Below are 26,027 nucleotides of genomic sequence, written 5' to 3'. Positions count from 1 at the left end.
TTGGTGAAGTATGGATCAACTCAAACGCTCTCCCTGTCCTGTTGCCTGCACCCTCGATCTAATTGGCGATCGCTGGACGTTACTTGTGATTCGAGACATGATGTTTTTTAAGAAGCAACGCTTTGAAGAGTTTTTGGAATCCCCTGAAGGCATTTCGACAAATATTTTGGCAAATCGCTTGAAATTGTTGGAGGAGTTAGATTTAGTCGAGAAACAACCTTACAGCAATCATGCTCGCCGCATGAATTATCAACTGACTGAAAAGGGAAGAAGTCTTCGCCCAGTGCTGAAGGTGATTGGGCTTTGGGGGTTAAAGCATATTGCGGATACTCAGATTCTTAAGGTTGATTTAGCAGATGGCGATAAGATTGGCGATCGGTACTAATGATCTTGGTGCGGCGGACTCTGAAAAATTGGATTTTGATGATTGAAATTACCATTATTAGTTTTTTGAAGTTTAGAAAGTAAATGCGATCGCTTCTTACACAATTCAACTTGCTTGCTGGGTTTCGATGTGTTGCCAGTATTTAATTTGTGCGTCTTGATGGCAGTGCAGGATGCCGAACCATTCTAGGCGTTCGAGGTTTTCGGAAATGGCGTTTTTATAGCGGCTACCGTTTTTAAATTGGGCGGCGATTTGGGCGATCGTCCAAGGGTTGTTGCTGGTGCGGAGGAGGTCGCGTATGGCGGCGAGTTGGTCTTTGGGTTGTTTAGGGAATGTTTTGACTTCGGCAGGAGCGATCGCTACTTCTTCACTTTCGCCAACTCCTTCGATGATGGTTTGGGTGCGGACTTCGTTGGGTGCTTGGTATTCGGGACGGAGCCAGCGTATGTGTCCGTTACGTTCTTCTTCGGCGCGTTGGGCGTTGAGGGTGACGAGGCGATCGAGGATGATTTCGGTGAGAGAATTTTCCCTCACCCCCAGCCCCTCTCCCATTGAGGGAGAGGGGAGCGAAGAAGTTTCTTGTTCCCCTTCTCCCTTAATGGGAGAAGGGGTTAGGGGATGAGGGTATTTCAAATCTTCCCATCCGTAGGCTTCTAGAACGGCGTTGTCTAGTTCGTCGTGGATTTGTTTGAGGGTGGAGACTAGGGCTTTGTTGTTGTATTCTCGGTCTTTGTCGGTGAAGTCTTCGCCTTTGCGGAGTTTTTCGAGGAGGTTATACATTCCTGTAATCGTGATTTCGGGATGTTGAGCCTGTACTTGTTTGCGATGGCGATCGAGTCTTTCGCCTAGTTGTCGAATTTTTTCTTTTTGTTCTAATGTTGCATCTGGGAAAGGGAAAGGATCGAAGCAACGAGTTTTGTTATAGCGAGGTCTATCTTCTAATGTTCCACCTGTCGCAAGCACCCAGTCAATATGAACCTTACTAGATAAAATCCCTAAAAAATAAGGATCATCAACAGCAAAACAAATAAGGGTTACATCTGGAATAACCGAAGCATCTACGAAAGAAAAAAACCTATGTTTTGAAACTTCAGAGGTGACAATATATTTTTGTAGATTTTGAATAGCATTCCTTAATTCAGGACGATTTCGCTCAAATAACCACCAGTTTTGGCGGATTTTTTGATCCCTCTCTACTGATCGATAGGGATATACTTTGTCCAGCAAGATTTGATACACGTTAGGAAAACTATCTCTGATATCACTCTCTGTATAACCAAAACAATCGATAACTTTCACGTATCGCCTACTTTGATTAATATCTCTTCCATTAAAGTAATCTTTTATTATAGAACAGTGTTTTAGAGGTTCGCTTTCTTGTGCCGAGAGAATAAAACCTTCTCCATAAATTTTTACACCTGAAGAGCATAAATTGGTTTGTGCTAATAGACTTAATGCACTACCTATATCTGTCCCTGATGTGAGATCACTAAAAATACTTCCTGTATTTAGAACCTTAAGCTGAATTTTTTCCGCCTCATCTTCTGGTAAATCTGACTCAAGTTCAGAAATGACATGGATTAATCTAGTGTCATTGATAGACTTTTTGGCATCATGAAGAGATGCAATAGTCATCGAAATTCTGACTGCTGCGCCTTCGTCATCCCAAGGATGATCAGGGATTGCAAAGATCAAGCGCACAGGATCTTTCTTTTTGAAGTGAATATCTATTAAGCTACGTTGTCTAATTTGACGGATGCTATTTGTGGTGATTAAGCCAAATCTTTGAAGCTTTTTAGAACTTACTAATTTTGCTGCTTTATGCCACCAATACATAACAAAATCAACAGTATCAGGCACATCTGGATAAACCTTTCGTAAAGCTTCTGTATATCCATCACCTAATCTATCCCTCATTCTCGCATTCCCAATAAAAGGAGGATTAGAAACAATATAATCAGCCTCTTGCCACACCGCAGGACGCGGATTAATGTAGCGATAGATGGGAACCTGATCCGACGGATCAGGCACATCCTCACCCGTCACAGGATGCCTCATCGTCCGCCCACCCCAACGACTCCGCACCTTACCCGTCTTCGCATCAACATCAAGCTCCCGCCCATCATAAGCCAACACCGCATCCCGAAACTCGATATTGTGGAAATCCTGCAAAATTGGCTCAGGGGGCGGCGTAGTACCATAGCGCTTAAAATGCCACTGCAAATAACCAATCCAAATTACTAACTCCGCGATCGCCGCCGCCCTTGGATTGATCTCAATACCCAAAAACTGAGAAGGATTCACCTGCTTCCGCCCTGCCAAACGTGGATCGAACTCCTCCAACAAATCTGTGGTAACTTTGCCCAACACATCCAACAAGCGCATCTGCACCTCCTGCTCCAACGTCTTGATTAAATCCAACGTCACATACAAGAAATTGCCCGAACCGCAAGCAGGATCAAGAATCCGCACCCCTTGCAAACGCTCCAAAAACGCCCGAATCTCTACCGCCGCCTTATCCCTTTGCGCCTTCGTTGGTTCCTCCTGACCATCCTTCAGCACCAACAGCCGATTAACTTCTGTCTCAACCAAAAGCCACTCCTCCCGCAAAGGTTCCATCACCACAGGACGCACCAACCTCTCCACATACGATCGCGGCGTATAATGCGCCCCCAACCGACTACGCTCTTTTTTCTCTAGCGCCCGTTCCAACAAAGTCCCAAAAATCGCAGGCTCCACCTCGCGCCAATCCTTTTGCGCCGCCTCATACAACACCTCAAGCTGTTCCCTCGGCAAATCAAAGGCGATCGCATTCGCAAAAAAGCTTCCATTAAACTGTGGAATCGCATCAAAATTGAACTTACCACCCGTATTCATCACCTTCCACAGATCCTCAATCTCAGCCTTAAATCGACTCGGTTCAGGAATCCAACGCTCCTTTAAAGCCCTCGTAAAAATCTCCCCCTGCAACAACCGCACATCCTCCGCAAACATCGTAAAAATGCAGCGCATCAAAAAATTCGCCACCTCCTGCGGTTCCTTACCCTGCTCCTCTAGCCACTTCGCCAACTTCGCCAAAGTCCCCGCCACCTCTCGCGTCACCCGCGCCCGATACTTCTCAGGATTCAGACTTTGCGGATCGCTAAAAATCGCCACAAAGCGATCGAAAACCTTCTCATCAAGCAGACTCGCAAGGGGAATGACTTCTCTCGCCCCATAGCCGCCATAGTTGCCACTAAAACTCATCCATAGCTCAAAATGCGAACCAATATCGCAAGTCATCAAAAACGGCGGCTTGCTATTCAAAAACGGCGTATAGCTCAAAGCCTGATAAAAAGCCTTTTCCATCATCCGCAGATAACTCTCAGTCCCGCGCTTCGGCGAACTTTGCTTAGGCTTATCACTCCCCTGTTTCGCCTCAATTAAGAAATGCCCCTCCCGATGGAAATCCACAAAATTAGTCTTAATTCCCTCCTTATGAAAAACCTTAATCTCCTTATCAAAACAGTAAGGATCACCCTGCACTGTCCCCTTGGGAATCGGACGCTCCACCCCTAAAGCCACACACAAATCATCAAAAAAAGTCTGATAATTAGCTCGCTCATTTCCCTGTGAGCCTTGCCATTTAGCTAAAAATGCTTGAATATTCGTGCGATCGCGATCGTTCATGACAACTACTGAAACTTTCGGATAATTCTAGCATTTTGTAGACGATTCAAGGCGATCGCATTTAAGCTCAAGTAAGAAAGTTAGAATTAAGCTAGACAACAATAAGGACAATCAAGAACTTTACGTTATGGAGGTCTGCACGATGCTCGACACACCAACCCAATATATGCATATCCAACTTCAAGGCAACGTACCCATCATCTCAGGTACGACCATGAAAGTCGTCGAGCTAGTTACATCACACCTCACCTACGGATGGAGTCCCGAAGAACTACATTTTCAATATCCCCACATTGCCCTCAGCAAAATCTATTCCGCCCTCGCCTACTACTGGGATCATAAACAAGAAATTGATAATGACATTCATCGTCGCCTCGACTACGCCGAACAAATGCGCCTAAACTCTCCAATCTCACCATTGCAAGCCAAACTTCAAGCGAGACCTCATTAATTCATTAAATCTATGGCGATCGCCCTATACATGGATGAAAACGTACCGCGCCAAATTTTACTTGGATTGCGTCTAAGAGGAGTAGATGTGCTTTCTGTTCAAGAAGATCAGCGATCAGGTGATCCAGACCCTCAGGTTTTAGCGAGAGCTAACGAGTTACAGCGAGTTTTATTCACTAGAGATGATGATTTTTTGGCGATCGCTAATCAACTTCTCCAAGAAGAGACTAGTTTTATTGGCATCATTTATGCCGCACAACAAATTGCGAGTATAGGCGTTTGCGTGAGGGACTTAGAACTAATTGCCAAAGTTAGTGATCTGGAAGACTTCTCCAACCATATTCAATACTTACCTCTATAGGGGATGACGCGCAAATACAGAAGAAAGGGAAATTTACTATGGCTATATCGAAAGAAGAACAACTGAAAATCCTTGGACAGATGCAGGACTCTGACATCGACTATTCAGATGCGCCAGCCACTAATGCCGAATTCTGGCAAAAAGCTACACTCAATATTCCCCCCGTCAAAGTTCCCGTCACTCTCAGAATCGATCCAAACGTCCTAGCATGGTACAAGCAACAAGTCCCACGAGGCTATCAAACCTTGATTAACACTGTTCTCAAGAAATACATGATAGAACATCAAACAGAAGAAACAAATAGAATGTAAAAAATTGGAGATGTAAGGAATTTTGTGTTTGTGCAATCGCAATTTTTAGTGATGAATTTAGCGATCTCCATTTTATCTAAAAGGCTCTATTGATTTTTTGACTTAGCGATCGGCAATATCGCTAATATAGATTAAGCTATCACTAAAAAAGTTATGCAAAAACTGACATTAGAGCTACCTGAGCCACTTTTTCAACAGTTGACTCGCATTGCAGAGCTAACCGCTCAACCTCTAGAATCGCTGGCTTTACAGAGTATTACAGGCAACTTGCCCCCCTCAGTCGAGAACTTGCCATTAGAAATGCAAGCTGAGTTATCGAAGATGCAATTATTAAAGATTAATCAGCTACTAGAAATTGCCCATAGTCAAGTATCAGAAATACATAGCGATCGTCACCAGTACTTGCTTGAAAGAAATCAACAGTCAGAACTTTCAGAAACAGAATATCAAGAACTCCAAGATTTAGGAAAGATAGTTGATCGGATGATGTTAACCAAAGCTCATGCATGGGCGATCTTACGGTGGCGCGGATATCCAATCCCAACTCTAGATGAGTTACCACCAGAAGCATAATGTCATCTATTCCAAAGGCTATTCGCCAACAAGTTATTTCTGAAGCTGAGCATCGCTGTGAGTACTGTCTCACCTCTAGTCGGCTAATCGGTATGCCATTGGTGATCGATCATATTCTTCCTAAATCGCTAGGCGGTAGCGATGAACGCGAAAATTTAGCAGCTTCTTGCTATCGCTGTAATGAGTTTAAAGGCGCGAGAATTCAAGGCATTGATCCTGTAACAGATGAATTGGCAATGTTCTTTAATCCACGAAAACAATTATGGGTAGAACATTTTGCTTGGATAAATGGAGCAACTCAGGTTGTTGGTATAACAGCAACTGGTAGAGTGACAGTAATAGCTTTGCGAATTAATAATGAATATATTGTTGCCACAAGAGGTATTTGGGCAATGAGAGGCTGGCATCCACCTTATTAGGTAGGTATGGTTTTTGTGATGAATTTAGCGATCGCTATGTTTCTAAAAAATCTTAGTTTTGCATGTTCTTGATGTATATAAAAAACAAAAGAAAATACATATCAGTCTTTAGTTTAGATTACACCCCGCAATTTAGGGAATAATATGCAGTAATTTAAATATGTGCGTTTACTAAAAGAGATATGACCCCGACCCTCCCCACCGAGCAGATCGATCGCATTGTGTGGAATCAACACCACGACCCCTTTACAGTCCTTGGTCCCCATGAAATTGAGCAAGATGGTAAGTCGGTATGGGTGGTTAGAGCGTATCTACCCGACGCAGAGGCAGTCTATGTAGTTACGCCCGATCAGCACAAAGAATATCCGATGCAATCAGTGCATCATCCCCACTTTTTTGAATGCATTATTAGTGACTCGCCCCACCTATTTAGCTATCAGTTTAAAGTCAAATCTGGTGACAGCGATCGCCTAATTCATGATCCCTATTATTTCAAATCACCATTGCTAACTGAGTTTGACGCTTACCTATTTGGTGAAGGCACACATTATCAGATTTACGAAAAAATGGGCGCACACCCCACCACCATTGACGGTGTAAGTGGCGTTTATTTTGCAGTCTGGGCACCGAATGCGCGTAATGTCTCGATCATTGGTGACTTTAATAGCTGGGATGGGCGCAAGCACCAAATGCGTAAAGGTAATACAGGCATTTGGGATCTGTTCATTCCTGAATTAGTTGTTGGTACTGTTTACAAATACGAAATTAAGAGTCCTGAAGGACATATCTACGAAAAATCCGATCCCTACGGCTACTTTCAAGAGGTGCGCCCCAAAACAGCCTCAATTGTCACCGATCTCAATACCTACGAGTGGAATGATCAGGCTTGGCTAGAAAAGCGCCGCACTGAAGATCCTCTCAAAAAACCAATCTCCGTCTACGAAATGCATCTCGGCTCATGGATGCACGCCTCATCAGCTAATCCCCCCGCAAGTGGCTATCCTGCCGTATCGGCAGCCGATCTCAAACCTGGAGCAAGATTTCTCACCTACCGCGAACTAGCCGAAGACCTGATCCCCTACGTCAAGGAGATGGGCTATACCCACATAGAAATGATGCCTGTTGCCGAGCATCCCTTCGATGGTTCATGGGGTTATCAGGTAACGGGATACTATGCTGCCACATCACGCTATGGCACACCCCAAGACTTGATGTACTTCATTGATAAATGCCACCAAAATGACATTGGGATCATTGTTGATTGGGTTCCTGCTCACTTTCCCAAGGATGGACATGGTTTGTCCTTCTTTGATGGCACATTCCTCTATGAACCAGCCGATGAACGGATTGGTGAGCATAAGGAATGGGGAACTAAAATCTTTAACTACAAGCGCAGTGAAGTTAAGAACTTCTTGATTGCTAATGTGCTGTTCTGGTTCGATAAATATCACATTGATGGGATTCGCGTTGATGCTGTTGCCTCGATGATTTATCGCGACTACAACCGTGAACCAGGCACATGGCTTGCTAATGAATACGGTGGTCGTGAAAGCTTAGAAGCGATCGAGCTATTCCGTCACCTGCATAGCATTCTGTTTACCTATTACCCTGGGGCGTTATCGATCGCCGAAGAATCTACTTCTTGGCCGATGGTGACTTGGCCTGCTTATTCAGGTGGCTTGGGCTTTAACCTGAAATGGAACATGGGCTGGATGCATGACATGCTCGATTACTTCAAGCTTGATCCCTATTTCCGTGGACATAACAACAACTATGTCACCTTCAGTATCTGGTACGCCTTCAGTGAAAACTTCATGCTGGCGCTCTCCCATGATGAAGTGGTGCATGGCAAGAGTCCAATGATCGGCAAGATGCCGGGAGATGAGTGGCAGAAGTTTGCGAACTTGCGCTGTCTCTATGGCTATATGTTTACGCACCCAGGTAAGAAAACCATGTTCATGGGCATGGAAATTGGACAATGGGCGGAATGGAATGTTTGGGGCGATTTGGAATGGCATTTATTACAATATCCAAGCCACAAGACCTTGCAAAAATATGTCAGCGATCTGAATAAACTTTTGCGATCGCTGCCTGAACTATACACTCAAGATTTCTCAGAAGCTGGCTTTGAATGGATTGAGTGTAATGATACTCAGAACTCAGTAATCTCCTTTTTAAGGAAAGCTGATGATGGGGATTTTGTGCTAGTTGTCTGTAACTTTACGCCTGTTCCCCATCATAACTATCGTGTTGGTGTACCTGAGAAGGGCTTCTATAAGGAAGTACTTAACAGTGATGCGCCAATCTACGGCGGTAGCGGTATCGGCAATCTTGGCGGCAAGTATGCTGATGACTATGGAACTCACGGCAAGCCTTATTCAATTGACGTAACTGCACCACCACTGAGCGTCGTAGTGCTGAAATACATCGGCGAAGTATAAAAAAAGGGGCGCTTTGCGCCCCTTTTTTTATACTCCTCGAAAACCACCCATTATTTCTTCTGCTTCAGGAAGATTTAGTTTCTTTAATTCTCGTCTAATCTTTGTTTGGTAGCGATTGCCAATAAAACTAAATATAAACCCGATTAACAAAAGGCTGCCTCCTAAATATTGGGCTTGAGTAGGAACTTCTGCCAAAATCAAATAAGCCATAATAATCGCGATGATTGGATTGAACAAACTAGCTAAATTTAGTTCTGTGGAAGTAGCATTTTTCAGTCCCGCTAACCAACATATTTGACCAGTCACCACAATTACAGCAGCATAGACTAGCATCCATTGCCAGAGCAAAGGCGAAAAGGTATCCTGAAAGTGTTCTACTCCATAAAGTACATTCGCTAATATAAAGAAAATCACAGTTCCCAATGCATTACGATAAAGGGTCATAATTCCCAAGGGAATCGCCCGTAATTGCAATTTACTAACGATCGTGGAAATGGAAACAATTACCGCCGCGATCGCTACTAAAATTTCGCCAGTGCCAATTGCAAATCCTCCCATCATCATCATTTTGCTATTGGATGTTGTTAAAAGGGCGGTTACGACGACACCTGCAAAGGAAACTAAAGAGCCTGCGATCGTCCAAGCGTTAACCGATGCACCTAATAACCAAACATTGAACATCAATGTCAGAATTGGCTCGATCCGCCCAATTAAGACGATATTAGTCACATTTGTTTGTTCAAGTGCCGTAAAGATTAAGGCTGGGGCGATCGCCCCTGATAGAATGCCCATGATAGTGAGGCTAATCCAATTTTTAAGAGATATTGCTTTGAGGTTCTTAATTTTCCAGTCTCGATGAAAGATCAAAGCCATCAATCCAAAAGCACAAATATTGCCCACAAACAAAACGTTACAGAGTGAGATGGGATTTCTGCCATCGATCAAGTTCTGTTTACCAATGGCTACGATTTTGCGGGTAATCGAGTTAGAAGATGCAAAAATCAAGACCGCAAGGGCAAGGTAAATGGAGCTAGGAGTTCGTTCTAAAAACTTCTGAATATTGTTGATTTTCACTATGGCAATTTACATAAGAGAATTTAGTAGCAAATCGCTGCAAAAGAGGATTTGGAGACTAAATCCTTACATTTTTGTAGAAGTCAGGGCTTTGTCTCCAATCTCTAATCTCTCATTCTATAACAGAAAAAGAGTTAGCTAGTACAAACCAAAACCCAAGAAGTGAGTGGCGGCGCGAAGCGCCGCTAATCACTTCTTGGGTTTTATGTCCTAAGCAAAATAAGTTGATCATAAATTGCTGTACATAGGCTCCACATTGATTGGAGCATAAAAAGCTGTAGATTTTGGACAGGTTCTCGTTTTAGAATCACAAGAACGTAGATACTCTTTTTGCCAACTGTAAGGTATGGATAGTAAATCTCTAGCACCAGTCATTCCCTGTCCTACAAATAGAAGTAATGCAATGCAGTTAAGAACTATATGGATATTCCGCCAGCGATTTTGTTTGTCCTTGTAGATATCTTGAGTAATGGCTACCGAAATAATCATCAATATCGAGGCAGCAATACCATAGTAATAGTGAGAGAAAAACCATTCATTGTCCCGCCGAAATACTTCTGGCTGCGCCCCTAATACAATCAATCCAATCGATGTTAGCGCTGCAAAGATATTTCGTCCTATTTTGACCTTCGCCTTAAATAGAAATGTAAATGAAGCGATCGTCGCTATGAAAATCGCAACAACAAAAAATGCCCGCCAAGAATCCGTGGAGAAGACATTATTTTTGAGAAATCTGGAAAAAATAGGATAAGCCATACCCAATAGGGCAACTCCTACGACGGAGATGCTCAACCAATTACCGATCGCTACATGTTCAGATCCCACAATTGGAGGGATTTTGCTTTTTTCTCCTTCGATGACTTGCAGACGGCGCTGACGAACTAGCCATGCTCGGTTTGTGACAATGCCAATTAAGGGAAACACTACAATAATCGCGATCGCAGGATGCACTAAAGCAAAAAAATCTTCCAGTTCCATAGTTTTCATCCACGAATTAATATAGCAATTTTCACATTAATTCTCTGATTTGTAAAAGGAACATTTTCTGAAAACTATAGTAATGTAAGTTTCGCTTAGGACATAAAACCAAAAAGATGAGTAGCGCCGCTACTCATCTTTTTGGTTTTGATTTGTCCTAGCTATCTCTTGCGTCTCTATAAAGAAGAGATGACGTGTAGAACACACCATCGCTTTTTTGATAAACATAAGTACCACAAGTCTAAGAAGCCTTGGCAACTAGGCGAGCGCGTGAATCTACATAATTTATGACATCAGGGTGATTATGTTTCCAAGAACGGGCATGTAAAAATGTGGGCAGTTCAATTTTGCTTGTGGGAACTATGTCTATAGTTTGAGATTGATGCTGATATTCCAGCGATTTTATTACAGTTTGAGAATTATCTTCAATTTCATTTAAAACCTGTAAAGCTAGATGGAGATGTGCTTCCAGATACTTAATTCGATTTTGTAAGGCTTCGATGGTCGCTTCTTGGGTATTCATAATATGATCTCCACCAGTTAGCTGATAATGATTTTTTATCCAAATCTTTGTAATAAAGTCTAGTCTTTATATCTAAATATCATCATCCTACCAAAGCATGATAATCGACACTTTGCACTCAAATGCAACCCAAGAGATTTATTGAAAGTATTGCTAAGCAATGCTTTCAATAAATCTCTTGGGTTGCTTCGTAATTTTAACGTGAGTTTGATATAGCCATTTGCGGCGTGCGAAGTACGCCGCAAATAGCGGAAAATAGTAAGAATCGCTTAGCGATTCTTACTATTTTCCGCTATTGACTTAAAAAACTTAATATTTCACCCAATATCCAATCCATCTCTTCTTTTTCCATCAAAATTGAATCAAAACTATACTGCTTTTCTCCTATCCAGATCGAATAATGTGTATTTTTTTGACCATTTCCTGACACAGTCTCAACAATGCCAATGCTTGTAATTTCTGAGTTATAGCCACGCTCACGACCAACACGAACTCCCCACAAATACCATGCAATTTCAAAAGTTTGGCGATTCACTTCAATTAAAATATTGCCGATCAATGCATAGCCAAATAGCAAAGCACACATCAAAGACATCAGCCCAACAACAAATGCAACTATACCTAGAGGGATTTGGGATATCAGCCCAAGAGTATTAAGGTAAGGCAAAATGAATTTATCCAAGCTCCAGTAAATAAGAATTGCCAGACCGCCAAAGAACAATGTGAGAGGACGAAAACCAAGACTAGGAATTTTAAATGTGAGGCGATCGCTTGTTCTTTCGTAATGAATTCGTGTATCTAGAGGTTTGAGTTTTTGGGCTTTCTCGACTTCGCCCGACGTTCTTAACAATGTAATATAGTTGCTCATTGGTTGATAGTTATTACTCCTACCTTCCAATGCATCCAATGCTATACGTGCAGAATTAAAGCGATCTTCAGTCACAGGTTCAAGTACATTTGCTAACCAATCAGCAAATGCAGATGAAACATTAGTACAGGCGCGGATATCAATTTTCATGCGGATTTGGGGCAATTCCGATGGAATTCTTTGAGTCAGTAAAAACATTAGGGTTGCGCCTAATCCATATAAATCCGATGCACAACTTGCCTGTCCTCGAAATTGCTCAGGAGCCATATAGCCATAGGTTCCGACAAACGTACTACCGCCTGCGATCGTATGCCGATAGACATCCTGTACTGCACCAAAATCCACAAGTGCGATCGCCCCATTGGGACGACGAATTAAGTTTTGGGGCTTAATGTCACGATGCACTACAGGTGGTGAAAGTTCTTGCAAATAGCAAAGCACAGTTAAGATTTGGATGGCAATCTCTTTTACTTCTGCTTCCGTCATGCGCTCGCCATTCTGGAGGATTGCCGCTAGTGATTCTCCTTCAATCAATTCTTGAACTAGATAAAATCGGCGATCGCTTTCCAAATCAATATGAAAATAATCAAGATATTTAGGAATTTGTGGATGATTGAGACTAGCTAAAACCTTTGCCTCTCTTTCAAATAATTCAATTGCTTTCCACTGGCTAGATTGCCTTAGAGACAATACTTTCATAGCTACGGATTGATTGCTAAGGCGATCGCTTGCTGCATAGGTAGTTGCCATACCACCACGACCTAGTAAGGATTTAATCACGTAGCGATCGGCTAAAATCTCACCAATTTGATGCAATTCTTCCATCATTTTTCCTAAAATATGGCTTAAAGATTAGCCTTGTAGTAATAAAGTGTGGACTGTAAGGTTAACCCATTTGAAATAGCTCGATTAGAGATCTGCAATTTAAGATTTTTGGTGGTGAGGATTTGCCTTGCCACCAAAAATCTGGTTCCTTATTTTACGACAAAGTCCTTAGGCAAATTTTGCAGTTTACTTTAATTGACTTTAGAGTTGTACAAAATAAAGTAGAACTTGAATTTTTGGCATTTTTTTATAAATGTATTCTTGATTAACTAGCTTATCTAACATGAGTTCGATATAGCCATTTTCTGCTTTCGTCGAACTGACGTTTATCTAGTAACATTTTATAATGTTGAGTATCTGGGCATAGTTAAAAACTGGAGCCAGAACCTTTGGTACATGCCGTACGTGTGCCAAAGATTCTGGAATTTTATATTTAATTGCGCCTAGCTACTTATAGCGTACCTAAATATTTTGTAGAAATATTACGAGCTTCTCGTTAGGAATTTCATGCTCAGTCGTCAGTTCCTAATCACTGGTAAAAAAGTACTTCACCTATCTAGTTAGGAGTGCTGCTATATCCATGGCACTTTATTTGAATTAACAGATGTATGGCGATCTCTGAATATAAAGTCTTAATTATCACAGCTAGCAACGATTGGGCTTGTCAGCATCTTTCTTTGTCTAACCATGCAAGTACTTTAAAACATCGTCAAAACTCTTACCATATTCAACTTTGCCAGCCACATTTAGAGTTCATAGAAACTTGTCTACTCAAAAAGCCCGATTGTATTTTGTTGGATTGGGAATTACCTAACCTAGATGGATCAAGTTTTTTACAACAGATGAATTTGCTTCAAATCCCTGTAGTGCTTTTGATAAATACACTCATGGAGAAATCGGTATCCAATCTGCAATGGGATTATCATGATTATTTAATTAAAGAATCTCTAAATCAAGAATTAACTTTTTCGGCAATTAGGAACGCAATCTCTCAATCTCAGTTAAAACGGGAAGTCACCAATACCAATGAAAAATTGCAAAAGTTTATATTTAATAATAGCTTCTCTGAGGTACAGGCTAAACAGAATCAAGCCCAGCAAGGATTTTTTGAACAAGATATAAAGATAGAATGCAGTAAATATAATCTTTCAGAATCATTACTAGAAATCCAAAATCGTTGCCTAGGGTGCATTGCTATGGGAGATCCCCTTGCAGAAACATTTAATCTCCTTTCACATTTAATTGATTTACAAACAAATGATTCTCTATGTTCTATTTTAGTAATTGACAATCAAAACAACCTTAAATGTGTTGCTGAACCTAATTTGCCAAAGAATTTTAGTCATGTCCTTAATGATATTTCTCTGGATAAAATTACACCAGTTTTTGGCAATACCCTTGAGGGTAGAAGTGTAAATATAAATGATATTAATAATTCCCATTTACAAAACTATAAAAAGTTAGCAATATCTTACGGTTTTAAAGCCTTGTGGAGTAATCCAATTCTTGCACGTAATCAACAGAAAGTTCTAGGATTTTGCATCCTATACTATCGCGATTTACTACAGCCATCGATAGAAGAGCTCAAGGTGATTAAGAATACTACCTATGCTGCAAGCATTGCCATTGAACGTAATCACAGTGAGGTCAATTTACAGCAGCAGTTGTACCGCGAAAAATTACTCTATCAACAACTACAACAAGAACTAAGCGATCGCCAAAAAGCTGAAGCTGCACTTCGAGAAAGTCAAAAATTTATTCAGCAAATTGCAGAAGCATCCCCGAATATTCTTTATCTATACAATGTACAAGAGCAACGAAATGTCTACGCAAACCGAGAGATTTATTCCATACTTGGGTATACTAGCCAAGATATTCAGGATATGGGAGCGGATTTGTTTCAAAGACTGATTCATCCCGATGATATTGGTCAAGTACCTATCAATTTAGCGCGTCTCCATGCTGCTGAAGATGGCACAATCATCGATATGGACTATCGGATGCAACATGCTAATGGAGAATGGCGCTGGCTCCATAGTCGAGACTCTGTATTCCGTCGAGATGAACATGGTAATATCTTGTTATTAATTGGTACTGCTCAAGATATCACCGATCGCAAACGCTCTGAAGAAGCATTACAAATCAGCGAAGCGCATCATCGAGCATTAATTAGAGCGATTCCAGACTTAATCATGCGGACGAACCGAGCAGGAATTTATTTAGAATTTCTTGCCAGTCCTAATTTTCATGTAATCGGCAACATTTCTAACATGGTTGGAACCCATATCAGTCAGACGATATCTCCTGCTCAATGTGAAGAGCGCATTGCACAAATACATAAAGCTTTAGACACAAACAAGGTTTGTATTTACGAACAAATCTTTGACGTTGATGGCACAGCTCAAATTGAGGAGGTAAGAATTGTTCCGTATACTGAAAATGAGGTTTTATTACTAGTTCGAGATATTAGCGATTATAAACTTGCGGAAAAGAGATTAAAACAAAGTGAGAAAAGATTTGAGCGGATTGCTCTATCTCTACCAGGATATATATTCACAGTCATCAATAAGCCAGATGGTTCACATTATTTTGAATACATTAGTGCGGGGGTCGAAAGAATCCATGAAGTGACGATTGAGCAAGTACTCCAATCTTCTACATGGCTTGACGAGCAACACCATCCCGATGACCTAGCGGACTTCGTTGCTGCATCAAGTCATAGTGTTGCGACTATGACACCTTTTAAGCATGAATGGAGAATTATTACGCCATCAGGCAAGCTCAAATGGTTACAGCTAATTTCTCTACCTGAAAAAATTAACAAGGATAGTACTGAGAGTGATCGGATAACAGGATCAGTTGCTCGTCATGGTATTGTTTTGGACATTACCGATCGCAAACTTGCCGAGATCCAAGTACAACAGCAGGCAAATCATCAAAGCCTTCTCAGTAGTATCTCACAGCGTATTCGAGCCTCCCTTAATCTCGAAGAAACTCTCAATACAACGGTTGCCGAAATACATCAAGTCTTACAATCAGATCGGGTTTTGGTGTATCAAATATATGCCAATGGTACGGGAGCCGTAATTGCAGAATCTGTCTCACCCAGATTTACCTCAATATTAGATAATATCTACCCTGAAGAAACCTTTCCAGCAGAAGTGTATGATAGCTACTTGAATGGAAAAGTCTGTTCTTTAGAGGATATTGAAACTGGCTCAGTCTCACCTTGCTTAGTTGAGTTTCTTCAAGAACTTCAAGTTAGAGCCAAACTTGTGATCCCAATTATTCAAGATCAAATACTTTGGGGATTGCTGGTTATCCATCAATGCGATCGCACTCGGGCTTGGCAAGACACAGAAATAGAGTTGTTACTACAACTGTCTAGCCAATTTGCAATCGCAATTCAACAAACTAGCTTGTATCAGCAACTACAGCTAGAATTACGTGATCGGCAACGCGCTGAACAGCTAATTCGGCAACAAGCAGGTCGAGAGTCTTTGCTACATGATCTCATGCAGCGAATTCGTCAATCTCTTGATTTACCTACTATTTTTGATATTGCGACCCTAGAAATTCGTCAATTTTTGCAAGCTGATCGAGTTGGCATTTTCAAATTCGCCCCAGAGTCTAATTTTAATGATGGTGAATTTGTTGCCGAATCCGTAGTACCCGAATTTGATTCAGTTGTTGCGGCGAAATTTCATGATGATTGCTTTGGTGAGCAATATGCTGAATCTTATCATTACGGAAAATTTCAAGCTGTAGATGACATCTATAATGCAGGGCTTCATCAATGTCATATTGATATTTTGTCAGTATTCCAAATTCGCGCAAATCTAGTCGTGCCATTACTAAGTGGTACTAATTTATGGGGACTGCTCTGTATTCATCAATGTTCATCGCCGCGTCATTGGGAAACAGAGGAAATTAGTTTAGTTCAGCAATTCAGTAATCAACTTGCGATCGCGATTCAACAAGCTAGCCTGTATCAGCAGGTGCAGGAAGAACTTGTGCACAAAGAAGCTCTATACATGCAATTAGCTAACGAACTGCATCAGAAAAAAGTGTTGCTTAAGGAAGTACATCATCGGGTCAAAAATAATTTGCAAGTGATGTCTAGCCTTCTGAGAATGCAATTTCGCAAAACCACACCTGAATTAAAAGTCTTGATTGAAGAATATCAAAATCGTATTCAGTCTATGGCGCTAATTCATGCCCAACTCCATAACAATGAAGATCTTGCTAACATCAACTTCCAAGAATATATTTCTGACTTAATGGCTAATCTGTTTCAATGCTATGTCAATCATTCAGAACATATTGAATATAAGTTGGATGTTATTAATATTTTCTTGCCTCTAGAGCAATCAATTTCTCTAGGGCTAATCATCAACGAATTAATATCAAACAGCTTAAAATATGCTTTTCCTCATGGTTCTGGTGCAATCAATATTCAATTAACTCAAACTGAAAATCAATATCATTTAATAGTGGCTGATGATGGTATTGGTCTGCCTCCAGACCTTGACTTAGCAAGCACAGAGAGCTTAGGGATGCAGTTAGTCCATAGCTTAACCGACCAACTTGAAGGAACACTTCTATATAATGGTAAGAAGGGAACAAAGTTTCAAGTGTTTTTTCCTGTAGTCAAGAGTTTATCGCTTTCACCATATAGTAACCCCTGAAATTTGCGAGAAATAAACTTGAAAAGTTTATTTCTCACTGATTATCACAATCTCATATATTTTGTGAGTATGTCTCTATGCTATGGCATTGATATCTCTGTATAATGTAGACTATAAACATAAAAATATAATTATAAATATAGTTTAGAAGTTTACTTTAGCAAGCGAAAATTGGGCATATGACACTTGTGCAAACAAGGATCTATACTTGTTTGCAGAGCACATATAACAATCCTAAATGTTTTGTGGAAGGACACCCCATCGGGATGTCCTTCCACAAAACAAAAAAAATCCACAAATGATATAGGACTGCTATATAACAATCCTAAATTACTTTCTAATCCTAGACTATTTGCGAGATATCACTCCTTAGGGACTTGCGATTAATTAAAGTACCTATGGCTTCGACTTCGCTCAGCCAACGTTGGCTGAGCGAAGTCGAAGCCATACAAACTCGGTGGTATATTTTTTCTCGTCAAGTCCCTTAGTGAATCTGCAAAAGTAACATTCTCCCAATAAAATTCACTCTTTCGCTTGCATAATAGTCAACCTCTGCTTAATAAAGAGGTCAAAACATTGAGTATCCAAGTAGTAATAGTTGAAGATGAAAGACTTGTCGCGCAAGATATTACCCAAATACTAAGGGATGAAGGATATATTGTTTGCGCGATCGCTTCAGATGGTGAGACTGCAATAAAAAAAATCTTAGAATTTTCTCCTAATTTAGTCTTACTTGATATTCGGATTAAAGGAGAAATAGATGGTATAGATGTTGCTAAATTTATTCAATCCTTCTGTGATATTCCCATTGTATATCTATCAGCCTTTTCAGATGCAGAAACCCTAAAACGTGCTCAATTAACTAATCCCATGGGATATGTAGTCAAACCATTCCGTAGTGAACAACTTCTTTCCACAATTACAATCGCATTAACAACCCATAGGTCTAAACAAAAAGAGGAGCAGGAATCAGTTCTTAAAGACAAGTTTCTCACAATTATTAGAGATGAACTACGGAACCCCCTCAATGCAATTTTAGGATTCTCAGATTGTTTAAAGCAAGAGATGCTTGGTACAGTTAATTCGGAGCAAATAGAAGCTTTACAAGCTATTAACAGCAGTGGTAATCATTTACTCAAAATGATTAATCGAATTATCGATCTATCAATGCTGGAAGCAGGAAGGCTTACATTACAAATCGATCTATCACCAATTACGCCAATCTGTCACGCAGCAATAGAGCAGGTTCAATCGGAAGCATTTCAAAAATCAATTCAAATTGAAGTAAATATTGCTGAATCTCTTCCCTACTTAATGATCGATGAAAGGCGCATGTTCCAAGTATTAGTCAATTTACTTCAAAATGCTGTTAAGTTCACTCCCAAAGATGGACTGATCAATTTAGTAGTTAAGCATAACGTAGACTGCATATTACCTGAGCAAACAACTACTACTCAAATCTCTGTAATAGACACAGGTATAGGTATTGAACCTCAAGAAATAGCTAAATTATTTCAACCATTCAATCAATTGGATAAGAGTTACAAACGCCAAAATAATGGTATGGGTTTAGGACTCGCCTTTGTCAAGAGAATTGTCGAACTACATGGTGGTAAGGTTGAAGTACATAGTAAATTAGGAGAAGGAAGTTGTTTTACAGTGAGTTTGCCCTGTAAGGTTCAACATACTCCAAATTTTTAAATAAGTAGCTAGGCATAAATAAACTAAAAACCGAAAAGATTGTTGCGCCCGCTACGCGGGCGCAACAATCTCTGGTTTTAGGTTTTAATATGCTCATTTACTTACCATAACAATGAACTCCACAATTTTGATCATTGTTCACAAAACATGACTTATGGCAATCTATTTCTATAGCCAAAATCAAGACTATTCTGAGTTCTCTAACTTTGCACCCTTTGGAGTTGATCTGGATGGACAATGGTGGCGCACAACTGAGCATTATTTTCAGGCACAAAAGTTTTTAGACAAAGCCCATCAAGAAAAAATTCGTCTAGCTCCCGATCCTAAAACTGCTGCTAATTTAGGCAGAAGTCGTGCAGTTCCCCTTAGAGAAGATTGGGAAAATATTAAAGATGATGTAATGCGAAAGGCTGTTCTCAAGAAATTTCAAACCCATCCTCAACTCAAAGCGCTTTTGATTTCCACAGGTGATCAGGAAATTGTGGAAAACGCCCCAGGTGATTATTACTGGGGTTGTGGAGCCGATGGCTCTGGCAAAAATATGTTAGGCAAAATTCTGCAAGAAGTCCGCGCTCAAATCTTAAGCTGCTAAAATCCTGCCATGATTGATAACATCTGTAAGTTTTTAGCAAAGTAACATAGCTGCATCGACCGCTATAATGTCAGATATAGCCATGAATAAAGAAATCATCCATCCAAAGACTTTCGCATAATGGAAGGGTATCAAGACTAACATGAGTTAGACCTGCAAATAGTTCATGCTTGATTTGGGAAGAAGAAGCTATTGGGATAAACATGTCACTGACTAATTGGCACATCTCAGAAACAGTTGAACCACCGACTTGGCTAATTGAAAAAGTGGGTAAGTTTGCCGCGCAGTTACTTTATCAAAGAGGAATATTTGATCCTGAGCAAGTAGCTGCATTTTTAGATACAGCAGCCTATCAACCGACCAGTGCTTTTGAGTTTCCTGAGATGCAACAAGCGATCGCCAGAATTCAAAAGGCATATGAGCTAGGTGAAACGATCGCTATTTGGGGAGATTTTGATGCGGATGGGATTACGGCTACATCAGTATTGTGGGAAGGATTGGGGCAATTTTTTACGCAGGGCGATCGCTTAGTTTTTTATATCCCTGATCGCCTTAAGGAATCCCATGGAATTTCAGTTCGAGGACTGGATGAACTGCGATCGCAATGTCATTCTGAAGGAAAATCACTAAGCTTAATTATTACTTGTGATACAGGCAGTACTTGTTTGGCTGCACTAACCTATGCTCAGGGTTTAGGAATTGATGTGATCGTTACTGATCATCACACTTTGCCCGATGCGCGTCCACCTGTCACCGCCATTATCAATCCGCGTTACTTATCAAATCAGCATCCATTATTTAACTTGTCGGGCGTAGCAGTTGCTTATAAATTAATGGAAGCACTCTATGAAACTTTGCCTGAAGTTCCCCAACAACCCCTAGAGGATTTATTAGATTTAGTAGCGATCGGGCTAGTTGCGGATTTAGTGCAATTGACAGGCGACTGTCGCTATCTTGCCCAAAAGGGAATTGAGGTCTTGCGACAAAAAAAACGCCTCGGTGTGCGAATGCTCCTAGAACAATGTAAGCGCGTTGGCGATCGCCCGATTGATATTAGCTTTGGTATTGCACCAAGGATTAATGCAGTTAGCCGTATCTGGGGCGATGTGCGAAAATGTGTGGAATTGCTCACCACTCGTGATGAAAAAGTTTGCAGGTCTCTGATCGATCAAACGGAACTGGCAAATACACAGCGTAAAGCTTTACAGAAAAGATTATTCAAACAGGTTCAGGAGAAAATTAAACAGCTTGATTTATCCACAACAGGAATTATCATCCTTGCTGAGCCGCAATGGTCAGTGGGAATTTTGGGCTTAGTAGCTGGTCAAGTCGTCGCCGAATACGCCCGTCCGACAATTCTCTGTACGGTTGAGGATGGGATTGCCAAAGGTAGTGCGCGATCAATTGAGGGAATTAATCTTTATGATCTCCTCAAAGAGCAAGAACATTTGCTACTAAGCTTTGGTGGACATCCTTTGGCAGGTGGTTTGAGCTTTCGATTGGAAAATTTGCAGATACTATCTGAGTCCATTGATCGAAAATTTTGGAGTCAATATGGACAACTGCGAAGTAAGACAATCAAGGTTGATCTAGAAGTAGCAATCGCTGATCTCACTAAAGACCTATTTAATGAATTCAAGTGCCTAGAACCCTTTGGTATGGGGAATCCCTATCCCAAATTATTAGTTCGCAATTGTATGTTTTCAGAAGTATCTAATGCCAATATTCGTACTGCAAAGGGACAGAAGGTTGAATATATTAAAACTGAATTTACCCTAAGCGATCGCCTTGGCAAGCAAATTCATGGCGATTGGTGGGGACATTACAGCTATGAGTTGCCTGATACTGCTTGTGATGTAGTAATCGAACTAGTGGATAATGCCTTTCGCCGTCGTTATGATGTGCGTCTGCTGGATTTCCATGCTCAGAGTATGCCCTTAAGTGCTGAGGACTCAACTCTTGCGACAGCAATCAAAAATCCTCCTACTAATCTCAAGATCATTGATTGGCATGGACGCGATGCCATCCACCTTGAGCAATCTTTATCAGCAACTATCTGCGATCGCTGTCCGCAAAGTTGGCAAGCCCTGAAAACTATTATTGATCTCGCTCATCAAGCTAACCAATCTCTCGCTCTAGTTTATCCAGACCCTCAGCAAATAAATGGCGCGATCGCATGGCAAACTCTTGTGGGAATAGCTAAATATCTAAGTCGAACTGGCAAGGAAATCAAGCGATCGCAGTTAATTACCAAATTGGGAATTGATGATCAAGATGTGTTGCAAATTGGATTTGATGAACTTCAACAATATGGCTATGCTGTGCAAGTGATCGCTGATTCCTCAGACGCTCTTGATGCAACTATCCGTATCATTTCAATTCCATCAACCGATGATGGATCTACACCAGCAAAGCAATTTATCCAAGCTGCAAATGAGTTAGCCTTTCAACAGCAATTTTTTGATCTCCAGTTAAAGAAGTTAGCAACATATAGCAAAAACAAACATAGCTGTCGCCAAGTGCATTAGTACATAAAACCCAAGAAGAGAATGGCGGCGCTTCGCGCCGCCATTCTCTTCTTGGGTTTTGATTTTGTCCTAACGTGACGTGAGTTCGATATTGCCATTTGCGGCGTGCGAAGCACGCCGCAAATGGCGAAAAATGGTAAGAATCGCTTAGCGATTCTTACCATTTTTCGCTTTCGTCGAACTGACGTTAACGTGAGTGGCGACAACTATAAACCTTATTTAAATAAATCTTTGCAACACTTGCAAAGGTTTATTTAAATAAGGTTTACGTTAAACGTTGATAGCGCATTCCAGGGTATGGCGCGATCGCCCCTACAAGTTCTAAATGAGTTAAAGCACCTAATACTTCGCCCGAAGGTGACTTTGTTTGTTCGACAATCCAATCTAGACCAACGGGCTCGCCAAAACCGATCGCTTGGAGAATATTTTGTTGTAATAGGGGAAGTTCAGAAATAGCGATCGCAGGGACAGGTTGATCTAGATTTGGCAACATGCCTAAAGCTTCCAATAGCTCATCTACGCCTAAAATCGCCTGTGCGCCTCTACCCAGTAGTTTCAAGCAACCCTTGGCTTCGCTCACTTCAAGGGAATTTGGTAAGGCATAGACATCGCGTCCATATTCATTGGCTTGATAGGCGGTGATTAAGGCTCCCGATCGCTCAGGGGCTTCCATTACCAAAGTAACGCGGCTCAATCCTGCAATAATCCGATTACGGGCAGGAAAATGGGTTTTATCAGGCGGAGTACCTTGTGGATATTCGCTCACTACTAGCCCTGAAGCCACGATTTGATCGTAGAGAGACCTATGTTTGTAGGGATAAATGCGATCGACTCCTGTACCTACAACTGCCAAGGTTTGCCCACCAATCTCTAAACAAGCTTTGTGGGCTTCGCCGTCAATACCTTCAGCCATGCCAGAGATAATCGTGAAACCACGACCTGCTAAGGCTGAGACTAATTTTTTTGTCCAGCGCTTGCCATAGGGCGTAGCGTTGCGTGTTCCTACGATCGCCACTGTATTGCGTTCATTCCAATGGGTCAGATGTCCGTGATAATAGAGAATTGGTGGTGGGTCGGGGATTTCCCACAGTAACTGTGGATATTCGCGATCGCTGGGAGTCCAGAAATTGAGATTATTATGCTCATGCACAGCCAATAGTGACACTGGTTCGACTTCGCGCTGTGCTTGGCGAATAGTTTCTAATGTTTGACTGCCAATACCTTCCACTACTTGCAAATCACTCGGCAAAGCCTGCCAAGCTTCTGACATGGAGCCAAACGCTTGATATAGTCGCTTGATTAAAACAGGACCAATGCCGCGTATTTGCGACCATGCTAACCAATAGGCTCTTTCAGAATTAGGGCTAAGACTCATGAATTCTATAATTTATTGCAGTAAATGCTGAATACCATGCTCTAGACGAGCGCTAACAGTGGCTATATTGCACTCACTATCAATGGTCAATAATTTCTGTTTATAGCCGTAATACTCCAACAGAGGCATAGTTAGTTCTAGGAATTGCTCAATCCGCTTCTGAATTACCTCAATCGTGTCATCGAAACCACCACGCGATCGCGATCGCTGCATCAATGTCTCTTCTGAAGCCTGTAAATAAATGGCATGGTCAAGGGGACAGCCCAACTCATGCAGCAAAAAATCTAACTCCTCCGCCTGAAAAGAAGTGCGGGGATAGCCTTCTAAAATCCATCCTTGATGAACATCTTCCATCTCTAACCGTAATCGCATCAATGCAATCATTAGATGATCGGGAACAAATTCTCCAGCATCAACAAAGCTCTTTACTTCTAACCCTAACTCTGTTTCTGTCGCAATCTCTAACCGCAAAATTTCGCTAGTTGAGATCACAGGAATGTTTAGCAAAGCTTGGAGATGTGAAGCTTGAGTAGTTCTCCCTGAGCCAGAAGCACCTAATAGAACAAGTCTTACCATAGAGTTATGCCATTACATTTTTAAAAAAGGCGATCGCATCTTTGAGCGAAGCGACAAAGGTATCAACTTCAGCTTTGGTGTTGTAGAAATAGACACTTGCTCTTGCAGTACCACTAATTCCTAAAAAACGATGTAATGGTTGAGTGCAGTGATGCCCTGAACGAATCGCAATGCCGTCTTGATCGAGCATAGCCGATAGGTCATTAGCATGAATCCCATGGGCGATCGTGAAGGCAGCTAAACCTGCGCGATGATGACGCGGACCATAAATTTTAATATCGGGAATATCATCGAGATAATCCATCAAATAATTAATTAATTCCTGTTCGTAAGCGTGGATTTTATCCATACCGATCGCTGTTAAATAATCCACTGCTGCACCGAGAGCGATCGCCTCACCAATCGCAGGAGTTCCCGCCTCAAACTTGTGGGGTAAGCTAGCATAGGTAGAATGGTCGAGAAATACATCGGCAATCATTTCGCCACCACCCATAAATGGAGGCATCTCTAGCAATAAGTCCCGTTTACCGTAGAGAAAGCCAATGCCCGTTGGCGCACACATTTTATGCCCTGAAGCCACTAACCAATCGCAATCGAGAGCTTGTACATCAATCGGCATATGTGGCACACTCTGACAAGCATCCAGCAATACCTTGGCTCCCTGTGCATGTGCTAAGGGAATCATCTCTTCCACTGGATTCACACAGCCAAGAGTATTGGAAACATGGACAATTGAAACTAGTTTGGTTTTAGGATTGAGCAAGGATTTGAACTGTTCTACACTCAATATGCCCTCCTCAGTCGGTTCTAAAAACTTAAGGACTGCACCTGTACGCTGAGCAATTAGTTGCCAAGGCACGATATTGCTGTGATGTTCCATGACCGAGAGAATCACTTCATCCCCTGCTTTCAAGTTTGCCCAACCCCAAGTATAGGCAACTAGATTAATCGCTTCACTAGCATTACGGGTATAAATAATTTCCTGAGATGACTGAGCATTAACAAATTTGGCAACCTTTTCCCGTGCTCCTTCATATGCATCAGTGGCTCTTGCGCTAAGAGTATGAGCGCCACGATGAACGTTAGCATTGTCATGCTCATAATAATATTTCCAAGCATTGATTACTGCTTTAGGCTTCTGTGAACTTGCGGCATTGTCAAAATAAATGAGGGGCTTGCCGTTGACCTCTTGATTCAAAATTTCAAAATCTGCTCTGACCCTTTCTGCCAAGGTCTTTTCGTAGGTTAATGTCATGAGGCTTAGATGGTTGCTGTCGTAACTGCTATCAGCATTTTAACAGTTCAAACCCCAAAAAGCATGAAGCCTCGCTTCGCTATACTTCATGCTTTAACTAAATGACTGCCGCTACAAAATAGAGAAATAAGTAGCTCAACTTAATTAAAACCCAAAACCAGAGTTTGTTCCGCCCGCGTAGCAGGCGAAACAAACTTCTCGGTTTTTAGTTTACTTATGTCTAGCTACTTACTATGAACAAAGCTGATCGCAACTCATCACAGATTAATCCAGATATCCAAGAAACAACACAAAAACTCTAACTCAAACGCTTTATCGCGATCGACCTCAAACTTGGAAACTTTCGCTATGAATACAAAAGACAAATGGAACTTTATTTACGTTGGCTTGCAAAATATGACCGAGAAAGCGTAGAGATTTATCTAGGTGGCAATT

General features: G+C 41.3%; 19 protein-coding genes and 1 pseudogene. 12 read left to right on the top strand and 8 right to left on the bottom strand.

Annotation, left to right across the window (positions count from 1 at the left end; translation table 11 throughout):
• Positions 1-10: 10 nt before the first annotated feature.
• Positions 11-385: a winged helix-turn-helix transcriptional regulator gene (locus tag ABM313_RS17615; protein ID WP_434684461.1), complete on the top strand. Its 375-nt coding sequence runs from the start codon at positions 11-13 to the stop codon at positions 383-385.
• A gap of 105 nt (positions 386-490) precedes the next feature.
• Here ABM313_RS17615 and ABM313_RS17610 read toward each other — a convergent pair whose 3' ends face one another.
• Entirely contained in the window at positions 491-4,054 is a 3,564-nt protein-coding gene (locus ABM313_RS17610; RefSeq protein ID WP_434684460.1) for a DNA methyltransferase, read from the bottom strand.
• Between the two features lie 142 nt (positions 4,055-4,196).
• Between ABM313_RS17610 and ABM313_RS17605 the strand changes: the two genes are divergently transcribed.
• The 6 genes from ABM313_RS17605 to glgB all read left to right on the top strand — a co-directional run bounded on the left by ABM313_RS17605 (position 4,197) and on the right by glgB (position 8,609).
• On the top strand, positions 4,197-4,505 hold the full coding sequence (locus ABM313_RS17605) for a DUF433 domain-containing protein (RefSeq protein WP_434684459.1): 309 nt from the start codon (positions 4,197-4,199) through the stop codon (positions 4,503-4,505).
• 12 nt (positions 4,506-4,517) lie between these two features.
• Positions 4,518-4,865: a DUF5615 family PIN-like protein gene (locus ABM313_RS17600; RefSeq protein ID WP_434684458.1), complete on the top strand. Its 348-nt coding sequence runs from the start codon at positions 4,518-4,520 to the stop codon at positions 4,863-4,865.
• 38 nt (positions 4,866-4,903) lie between these two features.
• Positions 4,904-5,176 (top strand): BrnA antitoxin family protein, encoded by a 273-nt coding sequence (locus tag ABM313_RS17595; protein WP_434684457.1) that lies wholly within the window; start codon positions 4,904-4,906, stop codon positions 5,174-5,176.
• 153 nt (positions 5,177-5,329) lie between these two features.
• Complete coding sequence (locus ABM313_RS17590) at positions 5,330-5,749, top strand: hypothetical protein (protein ID WP_434684456.1); 420 nt, start codon at positions 5,330-5,332, stop codon at positions 5,747-5,749.
• The gene (locus tag ABM313_RS17585; RefSeq protein ID WP_434684455.1) at positions 5,749-6,168 is read left to right on the top strand and encodes an HNH endonuclease; all 420 of its coding nucleotides are present in this window, start codon (positions 5,749-5,751) and stop codon (positions 6,166-6,168) included. The genes ABM313_RS17590 and ABM313_RS17585 overlap by 1 nt, the downstream gene beginning before the upstream one ends.
• A 182-nt stretch (positions 6,169-6,350) precedes the next feature.
• On the top strand, positions 6,351-8,609 hold the full coding sequence (glgB, locus tag ABM313_RS17580; protein WP_434684454.1) for a 1,4-alpha-glucan branching protein GlgB: 2,259 nt from the start codon (positions 6,351-6,353) through the stop codon (positions 8,607-8,609).
• Between the two features lie 27 nt (positions 8,610-8,636).
• Here the strand turns inward: glgB and ABM313_RS17575 are convergent, their stop codons facing one another.
• The 4 genes from ABM313_RS17575 to ABM313_RS17560 form a co-directional block, all read right to left on the bottom strand.
• Positions 8,637-9,683: a DMT family transporter gene (locus tag ABM313_RS17575; protein WP_434684453.1), complete on the bottom strand. Its 1,047-nt coding sequence runs from the start codon at positions 9,681-9,683 to the stop codon at positions 8,637-8,639.
• Between the two features lie 228 nt (positions 9,684-9,911).
• Positions 9,912-10,661: a DUF4079 domain-containing protein gene (locus tag ABM313_RS17570; protein WP_434684452.1), complete on the bottom strand. Its 750-nt coding sequence runs from the start codon at positions 10,659-10,661 to the stop codon at positions 9,912-9,914.
• 241 nt (positions 10,662-10,902) lie between these two features.
• Complete coding sequence (locus tag ABM313_RS17565; RefSeq protein WP_434684451.1) at positions 10,903-11,184, bottom strand: hypothetical protein; 282 nt, start codon at positions 11,182-11,184, stop codon at positions 10,903-10,905.
• A 292-nt stretch (positions 11,185-11,476) separates the two neighbouring features.
• The gene (locus ABM313_RS17560; RefSeq protein WP_434684450.1) at positions 11,477-12,880 is read right to left on the bottom strand and encodes a serine/threonine protein kinase; all 1,404 of its coding nucleotides are present in this window, start codon (positions 12,878-12,880) and stop codon (positions 11,477-11,479) included.
• Between the two features lie 605 nt (positions 12,881-13,485).
• Here ABM313_RS17560 and ABM313_RS17555 point away from each other — a divergent pair.
• The 4 genes from ABM313_RS17555 to recJ all read left to right on the top strand — a co-directional run bounded on the left by ABM313_RS17555 (position 13,486) and on the right by recJ (position 22,386).
• The gene (locus ABM313_RS17555) at positions 13,486-17,565 is read left to right on the top strand and encodes a GAF domain-containing protein (protein WP_434684449.1); all 4,080 of its coding nucleotides are present in this window, start codon (positions 13,486-13,488) and stop codon (positions 17,563-17,565) included.
• A 576-nt stretch (positions 17,566-18,141) separates the two neighbouring features.
• Complete coding sequence (locus ABM313_RS17550; protein WP_434684448.1) at positions 18,142-19,266, top strand: hybrid sensor histidine kinase/response regulator; 1,125 nt, start codon at positions 18,142-18,144, stop codon at positions 19,264-19,266.
• Between the two features lie 154 nt (positions 19,267-19,420).
• Positions 19,421-19,858: an NADAR family protein gene (locus ABM313_RS17545; RefSeq protein ID WP_434684447.1), complete on the top strand. Its 438-nt coding sequence runs from the start codon at positions 19,421-19,423 to the stop codon at positions 19,856-19,858.
• A gap of 203 nt (positions 19,859-20,061) precedes the next feature.
• Positions 20,062-22,386 carry a single-stranded-DNA-specific exonuclease RecJ gene (recJ, locus tag ABM313_RS17540; RefSeq protein ID WP_434684446.1) on the top strand — a complete coding sequence of 775 codons (2,325 nt, stop codon included), beginning with the start codon at positions 20,062-20,064 and terminating at the stop codon, positions 22,384-22,386.
• Between the two features lie 265 nt (positions 22,387-22,651).
• On the opposite strand, the gene dprA is transcribed toward recJ, so the two are convergent.
• From dprA to ABM313_RS17525, 3 genes are read right to left on the bottom strand one after another with little or no spacing between them, the layout of a single operon-like run.
• The gene (gene dprA / locus ABM313_RS17535; RefSeq protein WP_434684445.1) at positions 22,652-23,761 is read right to left on the bottom strand and encodes a DNA-processing protein DprA; all 1,110 of its coding nucleotides are present in this window, start codon (positions 23,759-23,761) and stop codon (positions 22,652-22,654) included.
• A 12-nt stretch (positions 23,762-23,773) separates the two neighbouring features.
• Positions 23,774-24,337, bottom strand: coding sequence for an adenylate kinase family protein (locus tag ABM313_RS17530; RefSeq protein ID WP_434684444.1), 564 nt, complete (start codon positions 24,335-24,337; stop codon positions 23,774-23,776).
• A 4-nt stretch (positions 24,338-24,341) separates the two neighbouring features.
• Positions 24,342-25,592 carry a SufS family cysteine desulfurase gene (locus tag ABM313_RS17525; RefSeq protein ID WP_434684443.1) on the bottom strand — a complete coding sequence of 417 codons (1,251 nt, stop codon included), beginning with the start codon at positions 25,590-25,592 and terminating at the stop codon, positions 24,342-24,344.
• 302 nt (positions 25,593-25,894) lie between these two features.
• Between ABM313_RS17525 and ABM313_RS17520 the strand changes: the two are divergent.
• Positions 25,895-26,008 (top strand): annotated as a pseudogene (locus tag ABM313_RS17520) (PDDEXK nuclease domain-containing protein); the annotation flags it as partial.
• Positions 26,009-26,027 lie beyond the last annotated feature (19 nt).

This window comes from Pseudanabaena minima str. Chao 2107 (assembly GCF_051131155.1).
Taxonomy (GTDB): Bacteria; Cyanobacteriota; Cyanobacteriia; order Pseudanabaenales; family Pseudanabaenaceae; genus Pseudanabaena; species Pseudanabaena minima.
This window is presented reverse-complemented; position numbering and strand designations above follow the sequence as displayed.

What these genes read in the sequence shown, in the direction of transcription:
- ABM313_RS17615 (WP_434684461.1), top strand. Translation starts at nt 11, where the DNA reads ATGGATCAACTCAAACGCTCTCCCTGTCCTGTTGCCTGCACCCTCGAT.
- ABM313_RS17610 (WP_434684460.1), bottom strand. Translation starts at nt 4,054, where the DNA reads ATGAACGATCGCGATCGCACGAATATTCAAGCATTTTTAGCTAAATGG.
- ABM313_RS17605 (WP_434684459.1), top strand. Translation starts at nt 4,197, where the DNA reads ATGCTCGACACACCAACCCAATATATGCATATCCAACTTCAAGGCAAC.
- ABM313_RS17600 (WP_434684458.1), top strand. Translation starts at nt 4,518, where the DNA reads ATGGCGATCGCCCTATACATGGATGAAAACGTACCGCGCCAAATTTTA.
- ABM313_RS17595 (WP_434684457.1), top strand. Translation starts at nt 4,904, where the DNA reads ATGGCTATATCGAAAGAAGAACAACTGAAAATCCTTGGACAGATGCAG.
- ABM313_RS17590 (WP_434684456.1), top strand. Translation starts at nt 5,330, where the DNA reads ATGCAAAAACTGACATTAGAGCTACCTGAGCCACTTTTTCAACAGTTG.
- ABM313_RS17585 (WP_434684455.1), top strand. Translation starts at nt 5,749, where the DNA reads ATGTCATCTATTCCAAAGGCTATTCGCCAACAAGTTATTTCTGAAGCT.
- glgB (WP_434684454.1), top strand. Translation starts at nt 6,351, where the DNA reads ATGACCCCGACCCTCCCCACCGAGCAGATCGATCGCATTGTGTGGAAT.
- ABM313_RS17570 (WP_434684452.1), bottom strand. Translation starts at nt 10,661, where the DNA reads ATGGAACTGGAAGATTTTTTTGCTTTAGTGCATCCTGCGATCGCGATT.
- ABM313_RS17565 (WP_434684451.1), bottom strand. Translation starts at nt 11,184, where the DNA reads ATGAATACCCAAGAAGCGACCATCGAAGCCTTACAAAATCGAATTAAG.
- ABM313_RS17560 (WP_434684450.1), bottom strand. Translation starts at nt 12,880, where the DNA reads ATGATGGAAGAATTGCATCAAATTGGTGAGATTTTAGCCGATCGCTAC.
- ABM313_RS17555 (WP_434684449.1), top strand. Translation starts at nt 13,486, where the DNA reads ATGGCGATCTCTGAATATAAAGTCTTAATTATCACAGCTAGCAACGAT.
- ABM313_RS17545 (WP_434684447.1), top strand. Translation starts at nt 19,421, where the DNA reads ATGGCAATCTATTTCTATAGCCAAAATCAAGACTATTCTGAGTTCTCT.
- recJ (WP_434684446.1), top strand. Translation starts at nt 20,062, where the DNA reads ATGTCACTGACTAATTGGCACATCTCAGAAACAGTTGAACCACCGACT.
- dprA (WP_434684445.1), bottom strand. Translation starts at nt 23,761, where the DNA reads ATGAGTCTTAGCCCTAATTCTGAAAGAGCCTATTGGTTAGCATGGTCG.
- ABM313_RS17530 (WP_434684444.1), bottom strand. Translation starts at nt 24,337, where the DNA reads ATGGTAAGACTTGTTCTATTAGGTGCTTCTGGCTCAGGGAGAACTACT.
- ABM313_RS17525 (WP_434684443.1), bottom strand. Translation starts at nt 25,592, where the DNA reads ATGACATTAACCTACGAAAAGACCTTGGCAGAAAGGGTCAGAGCAGAT.